The following is a 15,821-nucleotide window of genomic DNA, read 5'->3' as shown; positions in this document are numbered from 1 at the left end:
GGTCGTCCCGCGGGTAACAGGGTAGAACTGCGTAGCGCCGGGAGCCGCCGAAGGCGTCCCAGCCGGTGCCGGTGGGTGCTGCGGCGGCTGAGCCGTTAGGCTGGGCGTTCGGACGGGAGAGGTCATGACGGAACGGATACAGCGGCAGCGCACCCAGCGTGCGGACGAACTGCCGTCCGACCCGAACCCTGCCGGCTTCGCGTCCGGCACCCGTCCCGCCGTCGACTACGACGCGATCCTCGACGAGATCGACTCGGTGCTCGAGACCGACGCCGAGGAGTACGTCCGCTCGTTCGTGCAGAAGGGCGGCCAGTGAAGGATCCAACCCTGACCCCAGCGGTGGTGATCGGAGCCGGGCTGGTCGGGGCGTCGGTCGGTGCCGCCTTGGTGAAGGCCGGCGTCGACGTCCACCTCATCGACGTCGTGTCGTCGCACGCCAGGGTGGCGGCGTCGCGCGGGTGTGGGACGACCGATCCGGCCGATCCGGCGTCCGTGCGCCTGGTGGTGGTGGCGGTGCCGCCGGCCAGGCTCGCCGACGTCATCGCCGACGCGCTGGATACCTACCCGAAGGCCACCGTGACCGACGTCGGCTCGGTGAAGGGAACGGTGCTGGCCGACCTCCGCGCACGGGGCATCAACCTGGCCCGCTACGTCGGCTCGCACCCGATGGCCGGCTCGCAGCGCGTGGGGCCGCTGACCTCGCGTCCCGACCTCTTCGTCGACCGCACGTGGGTGATCACCGAGCACGACACCGTGAAGGCCAAGGCCGTGCTGGCCGTCCAGCACCTCGCCGGGCTGTGCGGGGCGCGCATCGTCACCATGGGTGCCACCCACCACGACGAGGCGGTCGCCCAGGTGTCGCACCTGCCGCAGCTGATGAGCACGCTGACCGCGACCCGGCTCAACGAGGTGCCCGGCGAGCATCTCAAGCTGGCCGGACAGGGGCTGCGCGACGTCACCCGGATCGCCGAGTCGGACCCGCGGATGTGGACGCAGATCATCGAGGCCAACTCCGAGGCGGTTCGGGTCGAGCTCGAGGCCGTCGCCGAATCGCTGCACGACCTGCTCGAACACTGGGGCGAGCAGGACGCCCTGCGCCGGTTCCTGACCGAGGGCAGGCGGGGCACCAGGGCGCTGCCCGGCAAGCACGGGACGGCCGGCGGCGACTACGGCCAGGTCGTGGTCGCCATCCCGGACACCCCCGGCGCGCTGGCCAGGCTGTTCGCCGACATCGAGGCCGCCGGCGTCAACGTCGAGGACGTCCGCATCGAGCACGACCCCGATCGCGAGGTCGGTTACCTGGCCGTGCAGATCGCCAGGGCGGCCCGCGCCTCGCTCGAGGACGCCATGTCGGCCGCCGGTTGGACCGTGCGCTACACCGAGTCGATCTGAGGAGGACCATGTCGAAGCCACTCGTGATCGCCATCGACGGAACCAGCGGTTCCGGCAAGTCGAGCACCGCCCGCGGGGTGGCGACGAGGCTCGGCCTCGCCTACCTGGACACCGGCGCCATGTACCGGGCCGTGACGGTGGCCTACCTCGACTCCGGCGTCGACGGCGGGGACCCCGAGGCGGTCACCCGGGCGGTGATGGCCGCCGACGTGCAGCTCTCCACCGACCCGGCCCACCAGTGGGTGCGGGTAAACGGGCGCGACGTCACCGACGAGATCCGAACCCAGCGAGTCTCGACCAACGTGTCCACCGTGGCGGTCATCCCGGCCTGCCGCGCCGACCTGGTGAAGCGGCAGCGGGCCATCATCGAGGCGGCGCCGCAGGGCATCGTGGCCGAGGGCCGCGACATCACCACCGTCGTCGCCCCGGACGCCGACCTGCGGCTGCTGCTGAGCGCCGATCCGGAGATCCGGATGGCCCGTCGCCGGCTCGACCACGGCGGTCAGATCGACGACGCGGCGCTGCGCGACCAGATCCTGCGCCGGGACGCCGACGACTCCACGCTGGTCGACTTCACTACCGCCGCCGACGGCGTGGTCAGCCTGGACGGTAGCCTGCTCACCCTGGAGCAGGTCATCGACACCGTGGTGGCGCTCGCCGAGCACGCCGCCGAGGAGAGTACGGATGACTGAACAGACCGAGCAGACCGAGTCCGACGCCATCAAGCCGGTGGTGGCCGTCGTCGGCCGCCCCAACGTCGGCAAGTCGATGCTCGTCAACCGGATCATCGGACGCCGTGAGGCCGTCGTCCAGGACGTGCCCGGTGTGACCCGCGACCGGGTCTCCTACGACGCCACCTGGAACGGTCGCGAGTTCGTCATCGTCGACACCGGCGGCTGGGCGCCGGACGCGAAGGGCCTGGCGGCACAGATCGCGGAGCAGGCCGAACTCGCCATCGCGGCCGCCGACGCCGTGCTGTTCGTGGTGGACGCCTCGGTCGGCATCCAGGACGTCGACGAGGCCGTCGTGCAGGTGCTTCGGCGCAGCCGCAAGCCGGTGGTGCTGGCCGCCAACAAGGTCGACGACGCCCGCAACGAGGCCGAGGCGGCGATGATGTGGAACCTGGGGCTGGGCGAGCCGCACCCGGTTTCGGCGCTGCACGGCCGCGGCTCCGGTGACCTGCTGGACGCCCTGATGGACGCCCTGCCCGAGGCCCCGCGGGAGACCGACGAGCTGATCGGCGGTCCGCGCCGGGTGGCGATCGTGGGGCGTCCCAACGTGGGCAAGTCGTCGCTGCTGAACAAGCTCGCACGACAGCAGCGTTCCGTGGTCGACAACGTCGCCGGCACCACCGTCGACCCGGTCGACGAGCTGGTGGAGGTCGGTGGGGTGGTGTACCGCTTCATCGACACCGCGGGCATCCGACGCCGGGTGAAGGAGGCGTCCGGCCACGAGTACTACGCCTCGCTGCGCACGGCGTCCGCCATCGAGCGTGCGGAGGTGTGCGTGGTGGTGATCGATTCCTCCGACCCGATCGCCGACCAGGACCTGCGGGTGCTGACCATGGTCGAGGAGGCCGGCAAGGCGCTGGTGATCGCCTACAACAAGTGGGACCTGACCGACGAGGAGCGCCGCCGCTACCTGAACCGGGAGATCGAGCAGGACATTCAGGCGTTCGGGTGGGCGCCGTCGGTGAACATTTCCGCGCTCACCGGACGCGGCGTCGACCGCTTGAGCAAGGCGATCGAGGCCGCCCTGGAGGGCTGGGAGACGCGAGTGTCGACGGGCAAGCTGAACGCCTTCCTCGGACGCGTCACCGCCGCCCATCCGCACCCGGTCCGGGGCGGTAAGCAGTCCCGCATCCTGTTCGGCACCCAGGCGCACAACTGCCCGCCCACGTTCGCACTGTTCACCTCGGGTCAACTCGACCCCGGCTACGTCCGCTTCCTCAAGCGTCGGCTCCGGGAAGAGTTCGGCTTCGCCGGGACGCCGGTGCACATCGAGGTCCGCGCCCGCGAGAAGCGAAAGAAGTAGCGCGCCCACCCTCCGCCATACCGGCGAAGGTGTCCGTCATCCCGGCGAGCGCCGGGATCAAGACGCCACGGCGCAGCGCCCAACGACGATCCGTCATCCCGGCGAACGCCGGGATCTCAACGACGCTCTCGTGGCAGCTCCGAGGCAGCTGTCAGTTCTGCCCGGGCCATTGGTTCTGACCCTGGCCCGGGTTCGGCTGCTGACCCGGGTACTGCTGCTGACCCGGGTATTGCTGGCCCTGACCCGGGTATTGCTGAGCCTGTCCGGGGTACTGCTGCTGGCCATGACCGGGGTACTGCTGAGCCTGACCGGGGTACGGCTGAGCCTGACCGGGGTACGGCTGCGGGAAGCCCTGGCCGCCGTACCCGCCCGGCGCGTAACCGTACTGGGGCAGCGTCTTGCGGCGCACCTGATCGACGTACATGTAGGTCTTGTAGATCTGGATGAACGGCGTCGTGAACAGCGACACGGCCAGCTGCAGGACGATCGAGAGCAGCATCACGGGCAACGTCGCGAGCAGCAGGGTGAACATCTCGGCTGGGGAGGTGCCCGACCCGCTCGGGAACTGGCTGGCCAGCGACGGCGAGAAGGCGTTGGTGATCATGTTGATCACGAAGCTGATCGCCCAGATGGCGAGGGCGGGCAGCAGCGCATACCCGAGGGTCCGCCAGAACTCACCCTTGGTCAACTCGAAGGACCGCTTCATCGCATCGATGCCACTGACGCGTTCGATGGCGACGATCGGCACGAGGTAGAGCAGTCTGGTCCACAGGAACACCGAGAGCGGAACGCCGATCAGGAAGACCAGGAACATCAGACCGACCACGACGCCGGCGGCGGTGTCCGACCCGTTCCTGAAGGCCGCGAAGAGGACGCCGAAGAAGATCAGGTAGAACGCGATCACCAGGCCGACGAACATCAGGATGAGCGACACCATGCGGGGCAGGTAGCCCTTGGTGCGGGCGAGCAGGCCCTGAAAGTCGGGTCGCTGACCCTGGGCGATCTCGTAGGCGCCCAGCGCCATCATTCCGTAGGTCTTGAGCTGCAGCAGGGCGGCGGCCAGAGTGCCGACGGCAGCCACCAGCCCGGCCACGATCACGGCCGTGGCGACCGCACCGGTGTTGCGGCTGACGGCGCCGCCGCCACCGATCAGGAACGCGACCAGGATCACGATTAGCGTGAGCAGCGTCGGTGCGAGCACGAGCATGAGGAACAGCCCCAGGCGGCGCTTGAGTGCCTCGAACGAGGCGGAGAACAGGGCCGACACGTCAAGTGGACTCGGCCGGAGCAGGGGAGTGGGTGCAGTCACGCGCAGCAGTCTAGAGAGCCGATGGTCCGGCGCCGTGAGGCGCCCGGGCTCGTGTCGCCGGCATCGTTCGATCGGGCGGGTGAGAGTCTTGCCGCAGGTGACCAAGGAGCGAGCGCCCGGACGCCCCTCACCAACGGACGCCGTTTTGAAGGCCCCGGCACGGACCGTGTAGGGTGACGAGTCGGGGTTCACGCCCCGAGGCGGGCTGTGGCGCAGCTTGGTAGCGCACTTGACTGGGGGTCAAGGGGTCGCAGGTTCAAATCCTGTCAGCCCGACTGGTGTATGCCCTTGTGAGGGGCACAATTCAGGTGATGAATTCCCTTCTGGGGGCCTAGTAGATGGCCCACGCGTTCAGTCAGCCCAGTCTTCTTGCACGATCTCAGCCCAAGACCGTGCGCCCGATCCGGCCTCCTGATGTAGTCACAAGACACCAGGATTGTCGTGGCCTTCGTGGCCGACAGGAGCCTCTGGCTGCCTTCTTCATGTGCACCAACGCATGTGAGGAGAGCCCGATGTCCAGCATCGCAGCCGCCCGTTCCGGGGAGTTCCTGACGCTCGATGCCGCAGCGGAACCTGGGTGGTGGCCGAACTCAAGTCGGCCTCGGGTACAGCGCCCAGCAGGCGCTTGAGCAACTCGGCCGCGGGCTCGCCCAGTCGCTCGACCACTACGAGGTCTACGAGGACGCGGGCGTGATCCGTCGGCGTCAGTCGAGGCTGCGGGTGCGGCACTGCAGGCTGCCGCGGACCTCGACGCGTCCATCCACCTTCGCCAGGCCGTCGTCGACACCGCGCAGGCGGCAAGTTGTGGGCCGATCCCGCGGTGATCGCTGCGCGCAGGAAGGGCCAGGATCTGGGCTCGGTCGGCCGGCGGGCCATGCACATCGCGGCCGAGGCTGCCCAACTCCACCAGGCCGCGGTCACGAACCTGTTCTTCGGCAGGGACCAGGTCATGATGGCCTCCCGGTCGCTGGAAGGCGCGACCGACATGAGCAAGGCCGTCTTCACGGCCCGCCGGCGTGGCACCTGGATACCGATGCCCCGCTACGAACCCACCGGGGTCGAGGCCTACCGGGCCGCCACCAACGCCGCCAACGTCACCACAGCGGCCCGTCTACTCTCCGTCGCGACCGCCCGGCCAGCGCCGTCGTTGCCGTCGCCACCGACCGCCGTCGACTTCAGGCAGGGACGCATCATCGCCCCCCGAACCACGAGCCCCAGCGCACCTGCCCAGCGGATGACCCAGGAGCCTCCGTTCGGCATGGGAACCGGCGGGCCGGGCTCCTCGGGACCAGCACCGTCAATCGGCCGATAGCCAGGGCCGCAGCTCAGCGTCTGGTCAAATTACCCACATGCGAGAACGCTTCCGAACGATGATCTTCGCGGGCTCGTCGAGTCCCCGCCAGATCACGGTGAGTTGATTGTTCTCCTTGGTCGGCGATCTGAACTCGAACCGCTCCGACTTCCCGCCCTGAGGGTCAAGGTCGAAGACGTCAGGCAATCCGGACAGGTCCGGAGGATCGACCACCCTTAGCCCAGTCACCCGATCGGTGCCTTCATTGTGGATGCGGAAGGTGTGGTCGCGGTGGGTTTCCTCGTGGGCGGAGAGTGCTCCTCGTATCCGGTCATTGCGATCGCGTCGGTCGAGAGTGTCGTTGCGGTCGTTCTCCCGCTGGGCTTCGGCCGCGGCAGCCTCGGACGCGAGCGCGGATCGGCGTGAGTCTGACCGTGCAAGCAGTGCGACGATGAGGGCACCCGCCGATAGCAGAACAGCCACGATGGCCACGACCAGGCTCAGCCCCGAATAGCTCGACTCGTCCACGGTCGGAAGCGTAGAGCCCGGTCGGCCGGGGTGGGCTGACCGACCCGAACCGCCACGCCGCACGAAGCACACCGACGCAGCCGACTCGCCCGCGCTAGAAGGACGGAGTCTCGAAATCGGGGTAGGAGCGGTGTTCGTGTGCGTAGAAGCGAATGAGCTTGCACTCGGGACATATTGACGCGTGGCCGTCGAGCAGCGCCGGGAGGCCATGCCGCTTCCTCGCCTCGACGAAGGCCCTTCGGTCGAGCGATGCAGCTGACGCCGGGTCGACCCATTCGACTGGGATGCCACACATCTCGCAGTGATCCACGTCCGGGATGCTCAACATGCCCGGGAGTTGTGCGACGTCGGCGAAGTCGCCCTCTGGTTCGCTGGTGAAGCCGATGCTGTCGCAGTTCAGGCAGATCCATGCGTTCCCGCGCATCAGGGCAGCCTGGCCGAAGACCTCAGCGGCCTCAGCGTAGGCCGTGGGGTTCACCTTCCTGAGTTCGTCAGGGCTGACCCACCGGACGGGTCCTCCGCAGTTGTCGCAGACTTGCCGACCGAGCAGCGCCACCGGGTCTGGGTGCTGGTTGGGTGCCCGTAGCGACTCGCGGGTCTCTTGGTCGCGGAAGGCTGAGGTGTACTTCTGGCCTGTCGCCTTCATGCGTGCGCGGACGCGACGTTTCCGATTCTGATTGGACATCGATGCCACTCCTAAGAAACGGTGCACCCGCCGCGCCGGGGCACCTGTCAGTCGAGTTGCATGGTGCCAACGCAGATCCGGTGACCCCTGGGGAGCCTTGTCCTCGCAGCCCTTGGCGCGCGGGCCTTCGGGCTCAGAGATGGGCGAACCGGAACGCCCAATCGGGAGCATAGCGATCGGTCCGGCCCTCCGGGTCGAAGACACGGCACTCCGCCATCCTGCTGTCAGCGGGGTCCACTTGTTCGATCACCGGTCGGTCGACTCAGATGGTGTGACCGTGGCCAACCCGTGGCGTTCATCGCTCGGCGAGGACGCGGTAGGGAGACCTTGGAACAGGCGCTGGCGTTCGGCCGCCACGACCTCGCGGGCGAGTTCGGCTTCGGAGATGTCGACTGCCTCTGGTGAGCTGTCCTTGGTTTCGCTGAGGCGGGCGTATTCGTCGAACAGTTGCCTCTTGGTGGCGAGGATCTCGGTGATGCGTTGGTCGACGCCTTCTTCAGAGAGCAGTCGGTGGACCTGGACGGATTGAACTTGTCCCATGCGGTCGGCGCGGGCGATGGCTTGGGCTTCGATCGTGGGTTTGAGTTGCGGTTCGCAGATGATGATCACGGATGCTGCCTGGATGTTGAGGCCGGTACCGCCGGCGACGACCTGGGCGACCAGGACGGCGCCGCGGCCGGCCTTTGAGAAGTCATCGACCATCCGTTGCCGCTGGTCTGCGGCTACGCTGCACTCAACCGAGAGCAGCAACCCGCGGACGCGCTCGTGTTGAAGGTGCGCGAGGGAGCAGGAGGCTTTGACCCACGGCCAGGACGACTTCGGGGTGGTGGACATCAGGTTCGCTGCGTAGTGGGTTCGGCCGCGTCTTCGTCCGACGTACACGCCGGTGACGATCTCGACGACCGCGCTACACCACGATCGGGGACTCAACTACGCAACCAGCTCGTCCAGCCACGGCATGAGCATGCCGGCCCGATCCTCGCCAAGCCGGAGGATCTGCGCCGGCTCGGTGTAGTTCGTCGCCGCGAAATCCTGCGCATCGAGCCGATCGTGCAGGATGCCGACGTGTTGCCAGAACACTTGGTCGATTACATAGTCGGTATCCGCGTAAATCGTAGTCAAAGTGACTCGATCTTCTGGTTCACCTCCGAATAGCGTATTTGCGCCAAGCACAATCACGTCACCGAGTTTGACCGCCTGCTGCCCGAACTCGCTGAAAATAATCGCGGAGCCATCCCATATGACCATGACCCTCACGCAGTCGTATGCCGCTGGACTTACCGGGCGATGCGCCGTGTGTGTGCGAGCCATCAACGGCTGGAACTGACTCCATCCGGTCGCGTGCTCCGCCTCCATGTCGAACCCGGCCTCGACACCTCAGCCACTAGGACCTATAGGCAGGAGCGCCCGTTAGGAGAGAGTTCGGCTGGTGTTCGGAGGTCGCTTTCCACTACGGCGCTCCATCGAGTCTTGGGTGAAGTAGTCGTGTTCAGGTGCGCTGGTCAAACCCGACTGGAGCTGTTGGACAAGCCTCGCGAGCAGTCCCTTCCCTTCTTTCCGAGGAGGCAGCTTCCGCATAACTGCCTTAACCTCGGCAGAGGCATGGTCGAGCTGCCACAAAATCTCGTCGTGGGCGGCCTTCTCTCCTTCCGGTTCGACGTGGGAAAGTGCGAGAGCACCGTATGCAACCCCTGGAGCATGGGACGCCATATGAGCGGTCGCGACAGCGTGGCCTGTTGCCCTGGCCGCCGCGATAGCCGCGGGGCTAGAGACCTCACGCGCCGCAGCGTGGGCGCTGGCAGCCAACGCGCGTGCTACCCCGATGCGTATCTCATCGCGCGCGAAAGCCCGCGCTCCTTCGATAGCTTCGCGTGGCCTCGGGTCATCGGGCGCCTCGGCCAAGAACAGCGGCAACGTACGCTCGGCACAGTCAGCGGCCCACAAGGCGAGGATTCGGCGGTCGTTCTCACTGAGAGTGAGTGCGCCCGGTGTCTTGGTTCTTGGCCGGTCCTTCGCGAGCTGCGCTCGACCTGAGTTGGCACCCTCAGACTTGCGTAGGGACTGATCGAGTGAGTGCATCAACTGGCTGACGCGACTTCGCCCACACGGGGGGTGCGGCTACCGGCGGAGGACATCACTGAGCACCGCTGTCGCTCGCTGTCGAGACCTGTTCAGCAACGCATCGCCGAGGGTGGGGTCGCCTCCGGCTGTCAGCTCCGCGATGTGGGCCGCATTTGCAGCAGCACGCAGGATGTGACCGACCTGGCTCGCCTGAGCGATCGGATGCAGGTACGCCGCGGACGCCGCATCCCCGGCTGACTGTGCGGCGAGCCGTGCAGCTTCGGAGGGAGCAGAGCGAGCGGCCCGGTGAGCGTCGAGCGACGCGACGCGCTGCAGCTTGGTTCGGTTCGCCCCGTTGACGAACGTCCAGGCCGCCTCGATCGCGGCACGGGGACGCGGATCATCGGGCACGGCCTGCTCGAACACATCGAGCACGTCCTCGGCATGCATCACCACGTAACGCACGACGGTGCGGAGCTCGCCCATCGTCAGATCGAAGTCTCCTGGTACGGTGCCGCTGTGCTGTGCCATGTTCATCAATAGTATCCCTGAATAACCGTTGGCACTTGTCGCCAAGAAGCCAGCCAGGTGCCACTCCAACCCTCAAATGGAGGTCAAGGTGAGGTCCATCGACATCGCCCGCGAGCACGGCCTCTCCACGCAGGCGATCCGCAACTACGAGGAAGCCGGCCTCATCCCTCGGGCTCAGCGCAGCCCAAGCGGCTACCGGGACTACACCGCCGCTCATGCGGCGGGCGTGGCAGCCTATATGGCCCTCATCCCCGCCTGCGGCTATCCGTTCAGCCGTCGCATCATGCTTGCCGTAACCCGTGGCGCCCTAGACGAGGCGCTAGAACTCGTCGATCAGGGCCATGCCCTCTTGGCTCGTGACCGCGACACGCTCAGAACAGTCGAGACGGCGTTGAAACATCTCGGGGCGGACATCCCGCCAGAAGTGCGCGGAACACGGGTCAGGTACAGCATCGGCGAACTTGCCGGCCACCTCAGGATCAGCCCAGCCACGCTAAGGGCCTGGGAACGCGCCGGAGTGCTCAATCCGCAGCGCGACGCACACACCGGACACCGCCAGTACCACGCTCAGGATGTTCGTGACGCCGAGCTGGCGCACCTGCTCCGCCGGGGAGGCCAACCGCTCAGCACCATCAGAACCGTCTTGGTCGAGCTTCGAGACGCTGGCAGCATCCAGGCACTCAAAGGGATGTTGGCCGAATGGCGGAGTCAGCTCAGACTACGCGGACTCGCCCAGATGAACGGTGCTGCCCGACTCTTCGCGTACATCAATGCCTTTGACGGACCGATCTTCGGTCCGCTCAATGCGCCAGAAGAGCATCGATATCCGCCTACCTGAGCTGCGAGCACCCTGTGGCAGGTCGCTATCGCGTCATGAACTGCGCCCATGGACCCTTGTAGTCCGCCTGGTGTTCCCGCCAGTACGTGATGCGATCGATGTACTCGCTGACACGCCGCTCGACAGGTTCTCGACAGTTGTCGACTCCGCTACCCAGCACGATCGCAGTGAGGTCGTAAACCGGAAACCCAAGTGCATGCCCATTCGCGTGGACGACTCCGCAAGCTTGCCCGACGGCATGACACAGGGCAATATCGATCGGGGAGTCCAACTCCTTCGCGAACGCGTGACAGGCCAGGATAGCCCGCTTTGCAACTGGCATCTTGACCTCGCCAGCCGCCCATGCACGAGTCGTGTCGAGAGCAACTTGTGGGCGCGTCTCTTCTGGGTAACGTCGCCTCAGTGTTTCGACGGCCTGCGAGGCGAAGTCGAACGCCCAGAGAACCATCACCTTGTGGCTCTCGCGGTCGATGATGTGGCTCAGCTCACCGAACAGCGGACTGTTCTTGGGGAACAGAACCACATTTCCACGCTTCAGCTTCGACCTCGTTTGGTCGAGCCAGTCGGTCGCATCTGCTGTCATTCACATTCCTCTTCCACGTTCTTCGGCGGTGTCTGAGGCGACGCCGGCGGTGACGCTGACCACGCAGATGGCACAGCTCAGGAGGAAGGACGGAAACGCCTGTGGCCGTCGCGAGCAGTGACTCGGTGCGCCACAGACATCAATCCTATCACTGCACATTAGGTTGAGACTCTGTGCAGTTAGCAGTTCACATGGATCACGAAAACCCTCAATCAACGCTCAGCACAGATGTGTATCCGGCGTCGAGACTGCCGAGCACCGAAGCCGGTCGTGTCGGCTCCCAAGACAGCTTGAGCTCGGTGAGGGCGGCGACGGCCTGGAGCGGGAGCACCCCGTTGCCGAGGGCCGTTAGCTGCTGGTTCGGGCTAAGCCCGTGACGAACGTCGGTGACCCATCCGGCTTCGAGACCCATCCGCCACTCCACGAACTCCGGCGCCGGACGTGTCCCCGAATCGCCAGTCAGGAGTGCTGGTGCGGGAGCCGATCTTCCCGAGATGTGCTCCCACTGGGCGATCGCGCCGGCGTGGCGTTCCCAGCGATGAAGATGTCTTCGACCAGCGACCACAGCATCTCCGCTTCGCTGCCCCTGCTCTGCGAGCCAGCCGGCCCGTTGAGAGCGAGGTCGATGATCTGATGCGAGAGCGCGATCGTTCCCCGCCGTGCCCTCACCTGTTCCAGTGACTCTCCGCCGCGCGTCGAGTCCGTGGCGAGCGGCGTCCTGAACAGTGCCTTGGTTGCGGGCGGCGATGAAGATGCGGAGCCTGGGATGAGGAGCGCCGACAAGGGACGCTGGTAGGCCGACCCATTCCGCGTCATACCGCAGGTCGGCCAGGTCGCCGAGTACGGCGCCGGCTGCCCGGAGAGGTCGAACTGCGAGGTCTACAAGCGTGCTCGACGGCGAGGTCGAGCCCACCATAGCCCGAGAACAGCGACCCGACCCTGAGCGGGCGAGTTCGGTCGTGAGGGTCGTGCATGAGGGCTCCGGCTGACGGGTGATCCCCGGTCGGACCTCACGCACGAGGTCACCGCCGGGCTGGTCAGCGACCAGGTGCACGATCCCTCGAACGATCGCCGCCATTACCTCGTCGTCACTGATGCCATGACCCGCACTCGGCGCACTTCGGAGTCCGTGACTCAGGCGGAGCCGCCGATTTGTCTGGCTGAGGACGGGCTGCGGCCATCAGGGCTGCACCGAAAGGCAGTGGCATCCCTCATTTCCCGCGCACCAAGGTCTGCTGGACGTGTCGCGCCAGGTCGTCTCTCGGTGTTCACGAGTCCCGGACGTTCAATATCGCTGAATGGAACGTGGTCTTGAACAGTCGGGTGCACGTGTCGAGATCTCGGGGCCTTTTCTTGACTCAGGCGCTGCCCGGTCCCGGGGGAAGCGGGGCGTCCAGCAGGCGCGGCCGGTAGTCCAGCAGTTGCAGGCCCGCGTCGAAGGTACGGGCCTCGATCAGTTCGAGCACGACGTCCGGGTAGCCGTCGTAGATGCGCTCCTGCCCGGTCCGGCCGGTGATCACCGGGAACACCACGACACGGAAGCGGTCGACCAGGCCCGCGACCAGCAGGGAGCGCGCGAGGGACACGCTGCCGATCGTCGACAGCAGACCCGCACCCTGCTCCTTGAGTCGCCGCACCGCCTCGACCGCGTCGCCGCGCACCAACGTCGAGTTGTGCCAGGTCAGCGGCTCGTCGAGGGTGTTCGAGAAGACCAGTTTGGGCACGGTGTCGAGCGCGCCGACGCCCTCGGACTCCGAGGCGGCGAAGCCCGACATCAGCCGGTAGGTGTTGGCGCCCATCAACAGCGTGCGCGGTTTCTCCGAATCCTCGGCCAGCCAGCCGAGGTACTCCGGACCCTCCAGGCCCCACCAGCCCGGCCAGCCCTCCGCGGCGCCGTAGCCGTCCAGAGAGGTGATGTAGTCGACCAGTAGTTCCATGGCTCCTCCTCGCTCCATCGCGCAGAATGACTTCATTAAATGAAGCATGCATCACTTCCTCAAGTCACGGGTTATCGTGTGACCATGCCAACGCGTGCCTACGGCCAGTACTGCGGGTTGTCGCGCGCCGCCGAGATTCTCGGCCAGCGCTGGACGTTGCTGATCCTGCGCGACCTGCTCGTCGGGCCGCGCCGCTACTCCGACCTCGCCGCCGGCTTGCCGGGCATCCCGTCCAACCTGCTGGCGACCCGCCTCAAGGAGCTCGAGCAGGACGGGCTGGTGGTGCGCCAGGCGCGAGCCGGTGCCGATCGTTCGGTGGTGTACGCACTGACGCCCCGCGGTGAAGAGCTGCAGCCCGCGCTGGATGCGCTCTCCCGTTGGGGTGCGGCCGAGCTGCGCGAGCCGCGCGAGGGGGAGATCGTCACAGAGGCGTCGCTGGTCTCCGCGCTGCGGGTCGCGTCGCAGCACCGGACGCCGCCGCGCGGACGCCGGCGCGCGTTCACCGTCCGAGTCGGGCAGGCCGTGGCGCACGCGATCGTCGCCGATCGGGCCGTGGTGGTGGGGCCGGGCCCCGCCCAGCCGTCCGACCTGATCGTCGAGGGCGGCCCAGGATTCCGCGACCTGCTGGCCGGCGTGCTCGATCCGGCGGACGCCGTGGCCAGCGGTGCCGTCGAGGTCACCGGAGACCCGGCCCTGCTGGCGGAGTTCGTCGAGATCTTCCGCGTCCCCTACCGGGCGGACGCCGGGTAACGCCCCCGCCCCTCGGCGCGCACGTGGCTCGCCGGCCTCAGGCCGTCGGGAACTCCAGGTCCAGCAACTCCTCCGACGCCGCCCAACTGCGCGCGGCGTCCTCGGTGCTGCACAGTCGGGAGTACAGCTTCTGCTCACCGGGTGGTCCGCCGAGGTGGCCCAGGCCCTGCGGCCCGTACAGCGCGCCGCCGCGCGAGTCGGGTCCGGTCGCGGCCAGCAGGGCCGGCAGTCCCGCGCTGTCGGGTGTGCCGAACAGGACGCCCCGCCGCGACAGTCCCGCGATCAGCCGGTGGCCCAGCGTGTCGCCGGACCGTCCCAGTTCGGGGCGGGCCGCGAGCAGGCTGGTGGCAGCCACGCCCGGGTGGGAGAGATTGCTGCTGATTCCCCAGCCGTGCGATCGGCTGCGGCGGTCGAGTTCGAGGCCGAACAGTCCCAGTGCGATCTTGGACTGGCTGTACGCGCCCATGCCGCGATAGCCGTGCTGCCAGTTCAGGTCGTCCCAGTTGATGGCGCCCTGGTTGGCGGCGATGCTGATCTGGGAGGTGACCCGGGCACGGCCCTGCTGCAGCAGCGGCAGCAGGTGCCACACCAGTGCGACGTGGCCCAGGTGATTCGAGCCGTACTGCAACTCGAAACCGTCGGCCGTGGTTTGGCGCTGCGGGGGCGTCATCACTCCGGCGTTGTTGATCAGGATGCTGATCGGCGCGCGCTCCTGGCGAAGCGTCTCGCCCAGGGCGGCCACCGACGCGAGCGAGGACAGGTCCAGCTCGCGCAACGACACCGCGGCGTCCGGGTGCCGGCCGAGAACGGTGCTGATCGCACGCTCGCCCTTGGCCTGGTTGCGGACCGGCAGGACCACTTCGGCGCCCGCTCCGGCCAGCCGGGTGGCGATGCCCAGCCCGATGCCGTCGCTGCCCCCGGTGACGACGGCACGGCGTCCGGACAGGTCGGGAATGGTCAACTCATTGGGGATGCGGGCCATGTGCTCACTCTCGGTGCGCTGCTGCTGTCCACCACTCTTACCCGGTGCACGCGCCCACGAAAAGGGCGGGCCGGGTTCTTCAGCCGCGGACGGCGGCGGCGTCCGCGCTGCCCAGGTGGCGGCTGAGCGCGATGGGCGGCTCATAGACGTGGCTCTGGACGTCGACGCGACGGGTGCCGCACTCGGCGCAGCGCACGTACAACAGGTGGCCGATGGAGGTGCGGTGCCGGGATTCAACGCTCCAGGCGTGCTCGTGCGTGGGCTGGTCGGTGGCGGTCGTGATCGGGTCGAGATCGGGTGCAAGGGAGGTCATGACTCCACTGTGATGTAATGGCCTTATGCATCTCAACCCTTACGGCGAGTATGCGGTGTTGCTGGCGGCGTCCCTGGCCAACGACTGGCCGCCGGACGCCGACGGAATCGTGGAAAGGGCCCACGAACTGGGCATGACGATGGAGTTTCCGCGCTCCGGCGACGACCACCCACAGGTCAGGACGGTGATCGACGACTGGCTGCTGGTGGTCGACGAGGGCGACCCGCGGCTGCGAGCGGCGCTGCTCAACGGCCAGATGGCGGCGGCGACCGCGTACCCCCGGCTCACCGATCACGACGGGGAGGGCTGGCACCTGCACTACCGCGACGACGAGAAGAGTGTGGCGGAGGTGCTGGCCGCCGTGATCGGCGTCGGCACCGCCCTGCACCTCACCACCCGCGGCATGCACCGGTTGCACCGTTGCGCGGCCGACTGTGACGCGGTGGTCGTCGACGTGACCCGCAACGGACGCCAGCAGTACTGCTCGGTGCGGTGCGCCAACCGGGCCGCGGTGCGGCGGCACCGGGCCCGCGCCCGCTGACCGGCAGGCTCGGGCCACGACCGGACCGGGTCACGACGGGCGATGG

General features: G+C 67.5%; 20 protein-coding genes and 1 tRNA gene. 9 read left to right on the top strand and 12 right to left on the bottom strand.

Annotated elements, in window-relative coordinates; all coding sequences use genetic code 11:
- Positions 1-124: 124 nt before the first annotated feature.
- From OIE40_RS06670 to der, 4 genes are read left to right on the top strand one after another with little or no spacing between them, the layout of a single operon-like run.
- Entirely contained in the window at positions 125-316 is a 192-nt protein-coding gene (locus OIE40_RS06670; RefSeq protein WP_264701256.1) for a ubiquitin-like protein Pup, read from the top strand.
- Entirely contained in the window at positions 313-1,392 is a 1,080-nt protein-coding gene (locus tag OIE40_RS06665; RefSeq protein WP_264701254.1) for a prephenate dehydrogenase, read from the top strand. The genes OIE40_RS06670 and OIE40_RS06665 overlap by 4 nt, the downstream gene beginning before the upstream one ends.
- Positions 1,393-1,400: 8 nt before the next feature.
- The gene (gene cmk, locus OIE40_RS06660; RefSeq protein WP_264701252.1) at positions 1,401-2,084 is read left to right on the top strand and encodes a (d)CMP kinase; all 684 of its coding nucleotides are present in this window, start codon (positions 1,401-1,403) and stop codon (positions 2,082-2,084) included.
- The gene (gene der, locus OIE40_RS06655; protein ID WP_264701249.1) at positions 2,077-3,426 is read left to right on the top strand and encodes a ribosome biogenesis GTPase Der; all 1,350 of its coding nucleotides are present in this window, start codon (positions 2,077-2,079) and stop codon (positions 3,424-3,426) included. The genes cmk and der overlap by 8 nt, the downstream gene beginning before the upstream one ends.
- Positions 3,427-3,577: 151 nt before the next feature.
- Here der and OIE40_RS06650 read toward each other — a convergent pair whose 3' ends face one another.
- Positions 3,578-4,735, bottom strand: a complete 1,158-nt coding sequence (locus OIE40_RS06650) for a glycerophosphoryl diester phosphodiesterase membrane domain-containing protein (RefSeq protein WP_264701247.1) — start codon at positions 4,733-4,735, stop codon at positions 3,578-3,580.
- Between the two features lie 201 nt (positions 4,736-4,936).
- On the opposite strand from OIE40_RS06650, the gene OIE40_RS06645 reads away from it, so the two are divergent.
- Together OIE40_RS06645 and OIE40_RS06640 are read left to right on the top strand one after the other, a co-directional pair.
- Positions 4,937-5,010, top strand: a tRNA-Pro gene (locus OIE40_RS06645).
- Positions 5,011-5,537: 527 nt separating this feature from the next.
- On the top strand, positions 5,538-6,047 hold the full coding sequence (locus tag OIE40_RS06640; protein ID WP_264701246.1) for a hypothetical protein: 510 nt from the start codon (positions 5,538-5,540) through the stop codon (positions 6,045-6,047).
- 24 nt (positions 6,048-6,071) lie between these two features.
- Here OIE40_RS06640 and OIE40_RS06635 read toward each other — a convergent pair whose 3' ends face one another.
- The 6 genes from OIE40_RS06635 to OIE40_RS06610 form a co-directional block, all read right to left on the bottom strand.
- On the bottom strand, positions 6,072-6,554 hold the full coding sequence (locus OIE40_RS06635; protein WP_264701244.1) for a hypothetical protein: 483 nt from the start codon (positions 6,552-6,554) through the stop codon (positions 6,072-6,074).
- Positions 6,555-6,648: 94 nt separating this feature from the next.
- Positions 6,649-7,239: a hypothetical protein gene (locus OIE40_RS06630; RefSeq protein ID WP_264701242.1), complete on the bottom strand. Its 591-nt coding sequence runs from the start codon at positions 7,237-7,239 to the stop codon at positions 6,649-6,651.
- A gap of 246 nt (positions 7,240-7,485) precedes the next feature.
- Entirely contained in the window at positions 7,486-8,073 is a 588-nt protein-coding gene (locus OIE40_RS06625; protein WP_413774468.1) for a C-terminal helicase domain-containing protein, read from the bottom strand.
- A gap of 96 nt (positions 8,074-8,169) precedes the next feature.
- Complete coding sequence (locus OIE40_RS06615; protein ID WP_264701240.1) at positions 8,170-8,496, bottom strand: hypothetical protein; 327 nt, start codon at positions 8,494-8,496, stop codon at positions 8,170-8,172.
- Positions 8,497-8,649: 153 nt separating this feature from the next.
- Positions 8,650-9,318: a putative immunity protein gene (locus OIE40_RS17005; RefSeq protein WP_413774467.1), complete on the bottom strand. Its 669-nt coding sequence runs from the start codon at positions 9,316-9,318 to the stop codon at positions 8,650-8,652.
- A 39-nt stretch (positions 9,319-9,357) separates the two neighbouring features.
- Positions 9,358-9,837 carry a putative immunity protein gene (locus OIE40_RS06610; RefSeq protein WP_264701238.1) on the bottom strand — a complete coding sequence of 160 codons (480 nt, stop codon included), beginning with the start codon at positions 9,835-9,837 and terminating at the stop codon, positions 9,358-9,360.
- Between the two features lie 70 nt (positions 9,838-9,907).
- Between OIE40_RS06610 and OIE40_RS06605 the strand changes: the two genes are divergently transcribed.
- Positions 9,908-10,669, top strand: coding sequence for a MerR family DNA-binding transcriptional regulator (locus OIE40_RS06605; RefSeq protein ID WP_264701236.1), 762 nt, complete (start codon positions 9,908-9,910; stop codon positions 10,667-10,669).
- A 25-nt stretch (positions 10,670-10,694) separates the two neighbouring features.
- Here OIE40_RS06605 and OIE40_RS06600 read toward each other — a convergent pair whose 3' ends face one another.
- From OIE40_RS06600 to OIE40_RS06590, 3 genes are all read right to left on the bottom strand, one after another.
- Entirely contained in the window at positions 10,695-11,252 is a 558-nt protein-coding gene (locus OIE40_RS06600; RefSeq protein ID WP_264701235.1) for a putative immunity protein, read from the bottom strand.
- Between the two features lie 208 nt (positions 11,253-11,460).
- Positions 11,461-11,664, bottom strand: coding sequence for a hypothetical protein (locus OIE40_RS06595; RefSeq protein ID WP_264701233.1), 204 nt, complete (start codon positions 11,662-11,664; stop codon positions 11,461-11,463).
- A gap of 946 nt (positions 11,665-12,610) precedes the next feature.
- On the bottom strand, positions 12,611-13,189 hold the full coding sequence (locus tag OIE40_RS06590; RefSeq protein WP_264701231.1) for a dihydrofolate reductase family protein: 579 nt from the start codon (positions 13,187-13,189) through the stop codon (positions 12,611-12,613).
- A gap of 84 nt (positions 13,190-13,273) precedes the next feature.
- Between OIE40_RS06590 and OIE40_RS06585 the strand changes: the two genes are divergently transcribed.
- Complete coding sequence (locus tag OIE40_RS06585) at positions 13,274-13,939, top strand: winged helix-turn-helix transcriptional regulator (RefSeq protein WP_264701229.1); 666 nt, start codon at positions 13,274-13,276, stop codon at positions 13,937-13,939.
- Positions 13,940-13,976: 37 nt separating this feature from the next.
- Here OIE40_RS06585 and OIE40_RS06580 read toward each other — a convergent pair whose 3' ends face one another.
- The gene (locus OIE40_RS06580) at positions 13,977-14,921 is read right to left on the bottom strand and encodes an SDR family oxidoreductase (RefSeq protein ID WP_264701227.1); all 945 of its coding nucleotides are present in this window, start codon (positions 14,919-14,921) and stop codon (positions 13,977-13,979) included.
- Between the two features lie 79 nt (positions 14,922-15,000).
- Positions 15,001-15,234, bottom strand: a complete 234-nt coding sequence (locus OIE40_RS06575; RefSeq protein WP_264701225.1) for a hypothetical protein — start codon at positions 15,232-15,234, stop codon at positions 15,001-15,003.
- A 25-nt stretch (positions 15,235-15,259) separates the two neighbouring features.
- On the opposite strand from OIE40_RS06575, the gene OIE40_RS06570 reads away from it, so the two are divergent.
- Positions 15,260-15,775: a CGNR zinc finger domain-containing protein gene (locus tag OIE40_RS06570; RefSeq protein WP_264701223.1), complete on the top strand. Its 516-nt coding sequence runs from the start codon at positions 15,260-15,262 to the stop codon at positions 15,773-15,775.
- The last annotated feature ends 46 nt before the right edge of the window (positions 15,776-15,821 follow it).

Source organism: Micropruina sonneratiae (assembly GCF_025972045.1).
Lineage (GTDB): Bacteria > Actinomycetota > Actinomycetes > Propionibacteriales > Propionibacteriaceae > Micropruina > Micropruina sonneratiae.
Note: the sequence above shows the minus strand (reverse complement) of the source record. Positions and strands in the feature narration are given on the sequence as shown.

Coding starts and splice junctions, on each gene's coding strand:
- OIE40_RS06670 (WP_264701256.1), top strand. CDS start 125: ATGACGGAACGGATACAGCGGCAGCGCACCCAGCGTGCGGACGAACTG.
- cmk (WP_264701252.1), top strand. CDS start 1,401: ATGTCGAAGCCACTCGTGATCGCCATCGACGGAACCAGCGGTTCCGGC.
- der (WP_264701249.1), top strand. CDS start 2,077: ATGACTGAACAGACCGAGCAGACCGAGTCCGACGCCATCAAGCCGGTG.
- OIE40_RS06630 (WP_264701242.1), bottom strand. CDS start 7,239: ATGTCCAATCAGAATCGGAAACGTCGCGTCCGCGCACGCATGAAGGCG.
- OIE40_RS06625 (WP_413774468.1), bottom strand. CDS start 8,073: ATGTCCACCACCCCGAAGTCGTCCTGGCCGTGGGTCAAAGCCTCCTGC.
- OIE40_RS17005 (WP_413774467.1), bottom strand. CDS start 9,318: ATGCACTCACTCGATCAGTCCCTACGCAAGTCTGAGGGTGCCAACTCA.
- OIE40_RS06610 (WP_264701238.1), bottom strand. CDS start 9,837: ATGAACATGGCACAGCACAGCGGCACCGTACCAGGAGACTTCGATCTG.
- OIE40_RS06605 (WP_264701236.1), top strand. CDS start 9,908: ATGGAGGTCAAGGTGAGGTCCATCGACATCGCCCGCGAGCACGGCCTC.
- OIE40_RS06600 (WP_264701235.1), bottom strand. CDS start 11,252: ATGACAGCAGATGCGACCGACTGGCTCGACCAAACGAGGTCGAAGCTG.
- OIE40_RS06595 (WP_264701233.1), bottom strand. CDS start 11,664: ATGGGTCTCGAAGCCGGATGGGTCACCGACGTTCGTCACGGGCTTAGC.
- OIE40_RS06590 (WP_264701231.1), bottom strand. CDS start 13,189: ATGGAACTACTGGTCGACTACATCACCTCTCTGGACGGCTACGGCGCC.
- OIE40_RS06585 (WP_264701229.1), top strand. CDS start 13,274: ATGCCAACGCGTGCCTACGGCCAGTACTGCGGGTTGTCGCGCGCCGCC.
- OIE40_RS06580 (WP_264701227.1), bottom strand. CDS start 14,921: ATGGCCCGCATCCCCAATGAGTTGACCATTCCCGACCTGTCCGGACGC.
- OIE40_RS06575 (WP_264701225.1), bottom strand. CDS start 15,234: ATGACCTCCCTTGCACCCGATCTCGACCCGATCACGACCGCCACCGAC.
- OIE40_RS06570 (WP_264701223.1), top strand. CDS start 15,260: ATGCATCTCAACCCTTACGGCGAGTATGCGGTGTTGCTGGCGGCGTCC.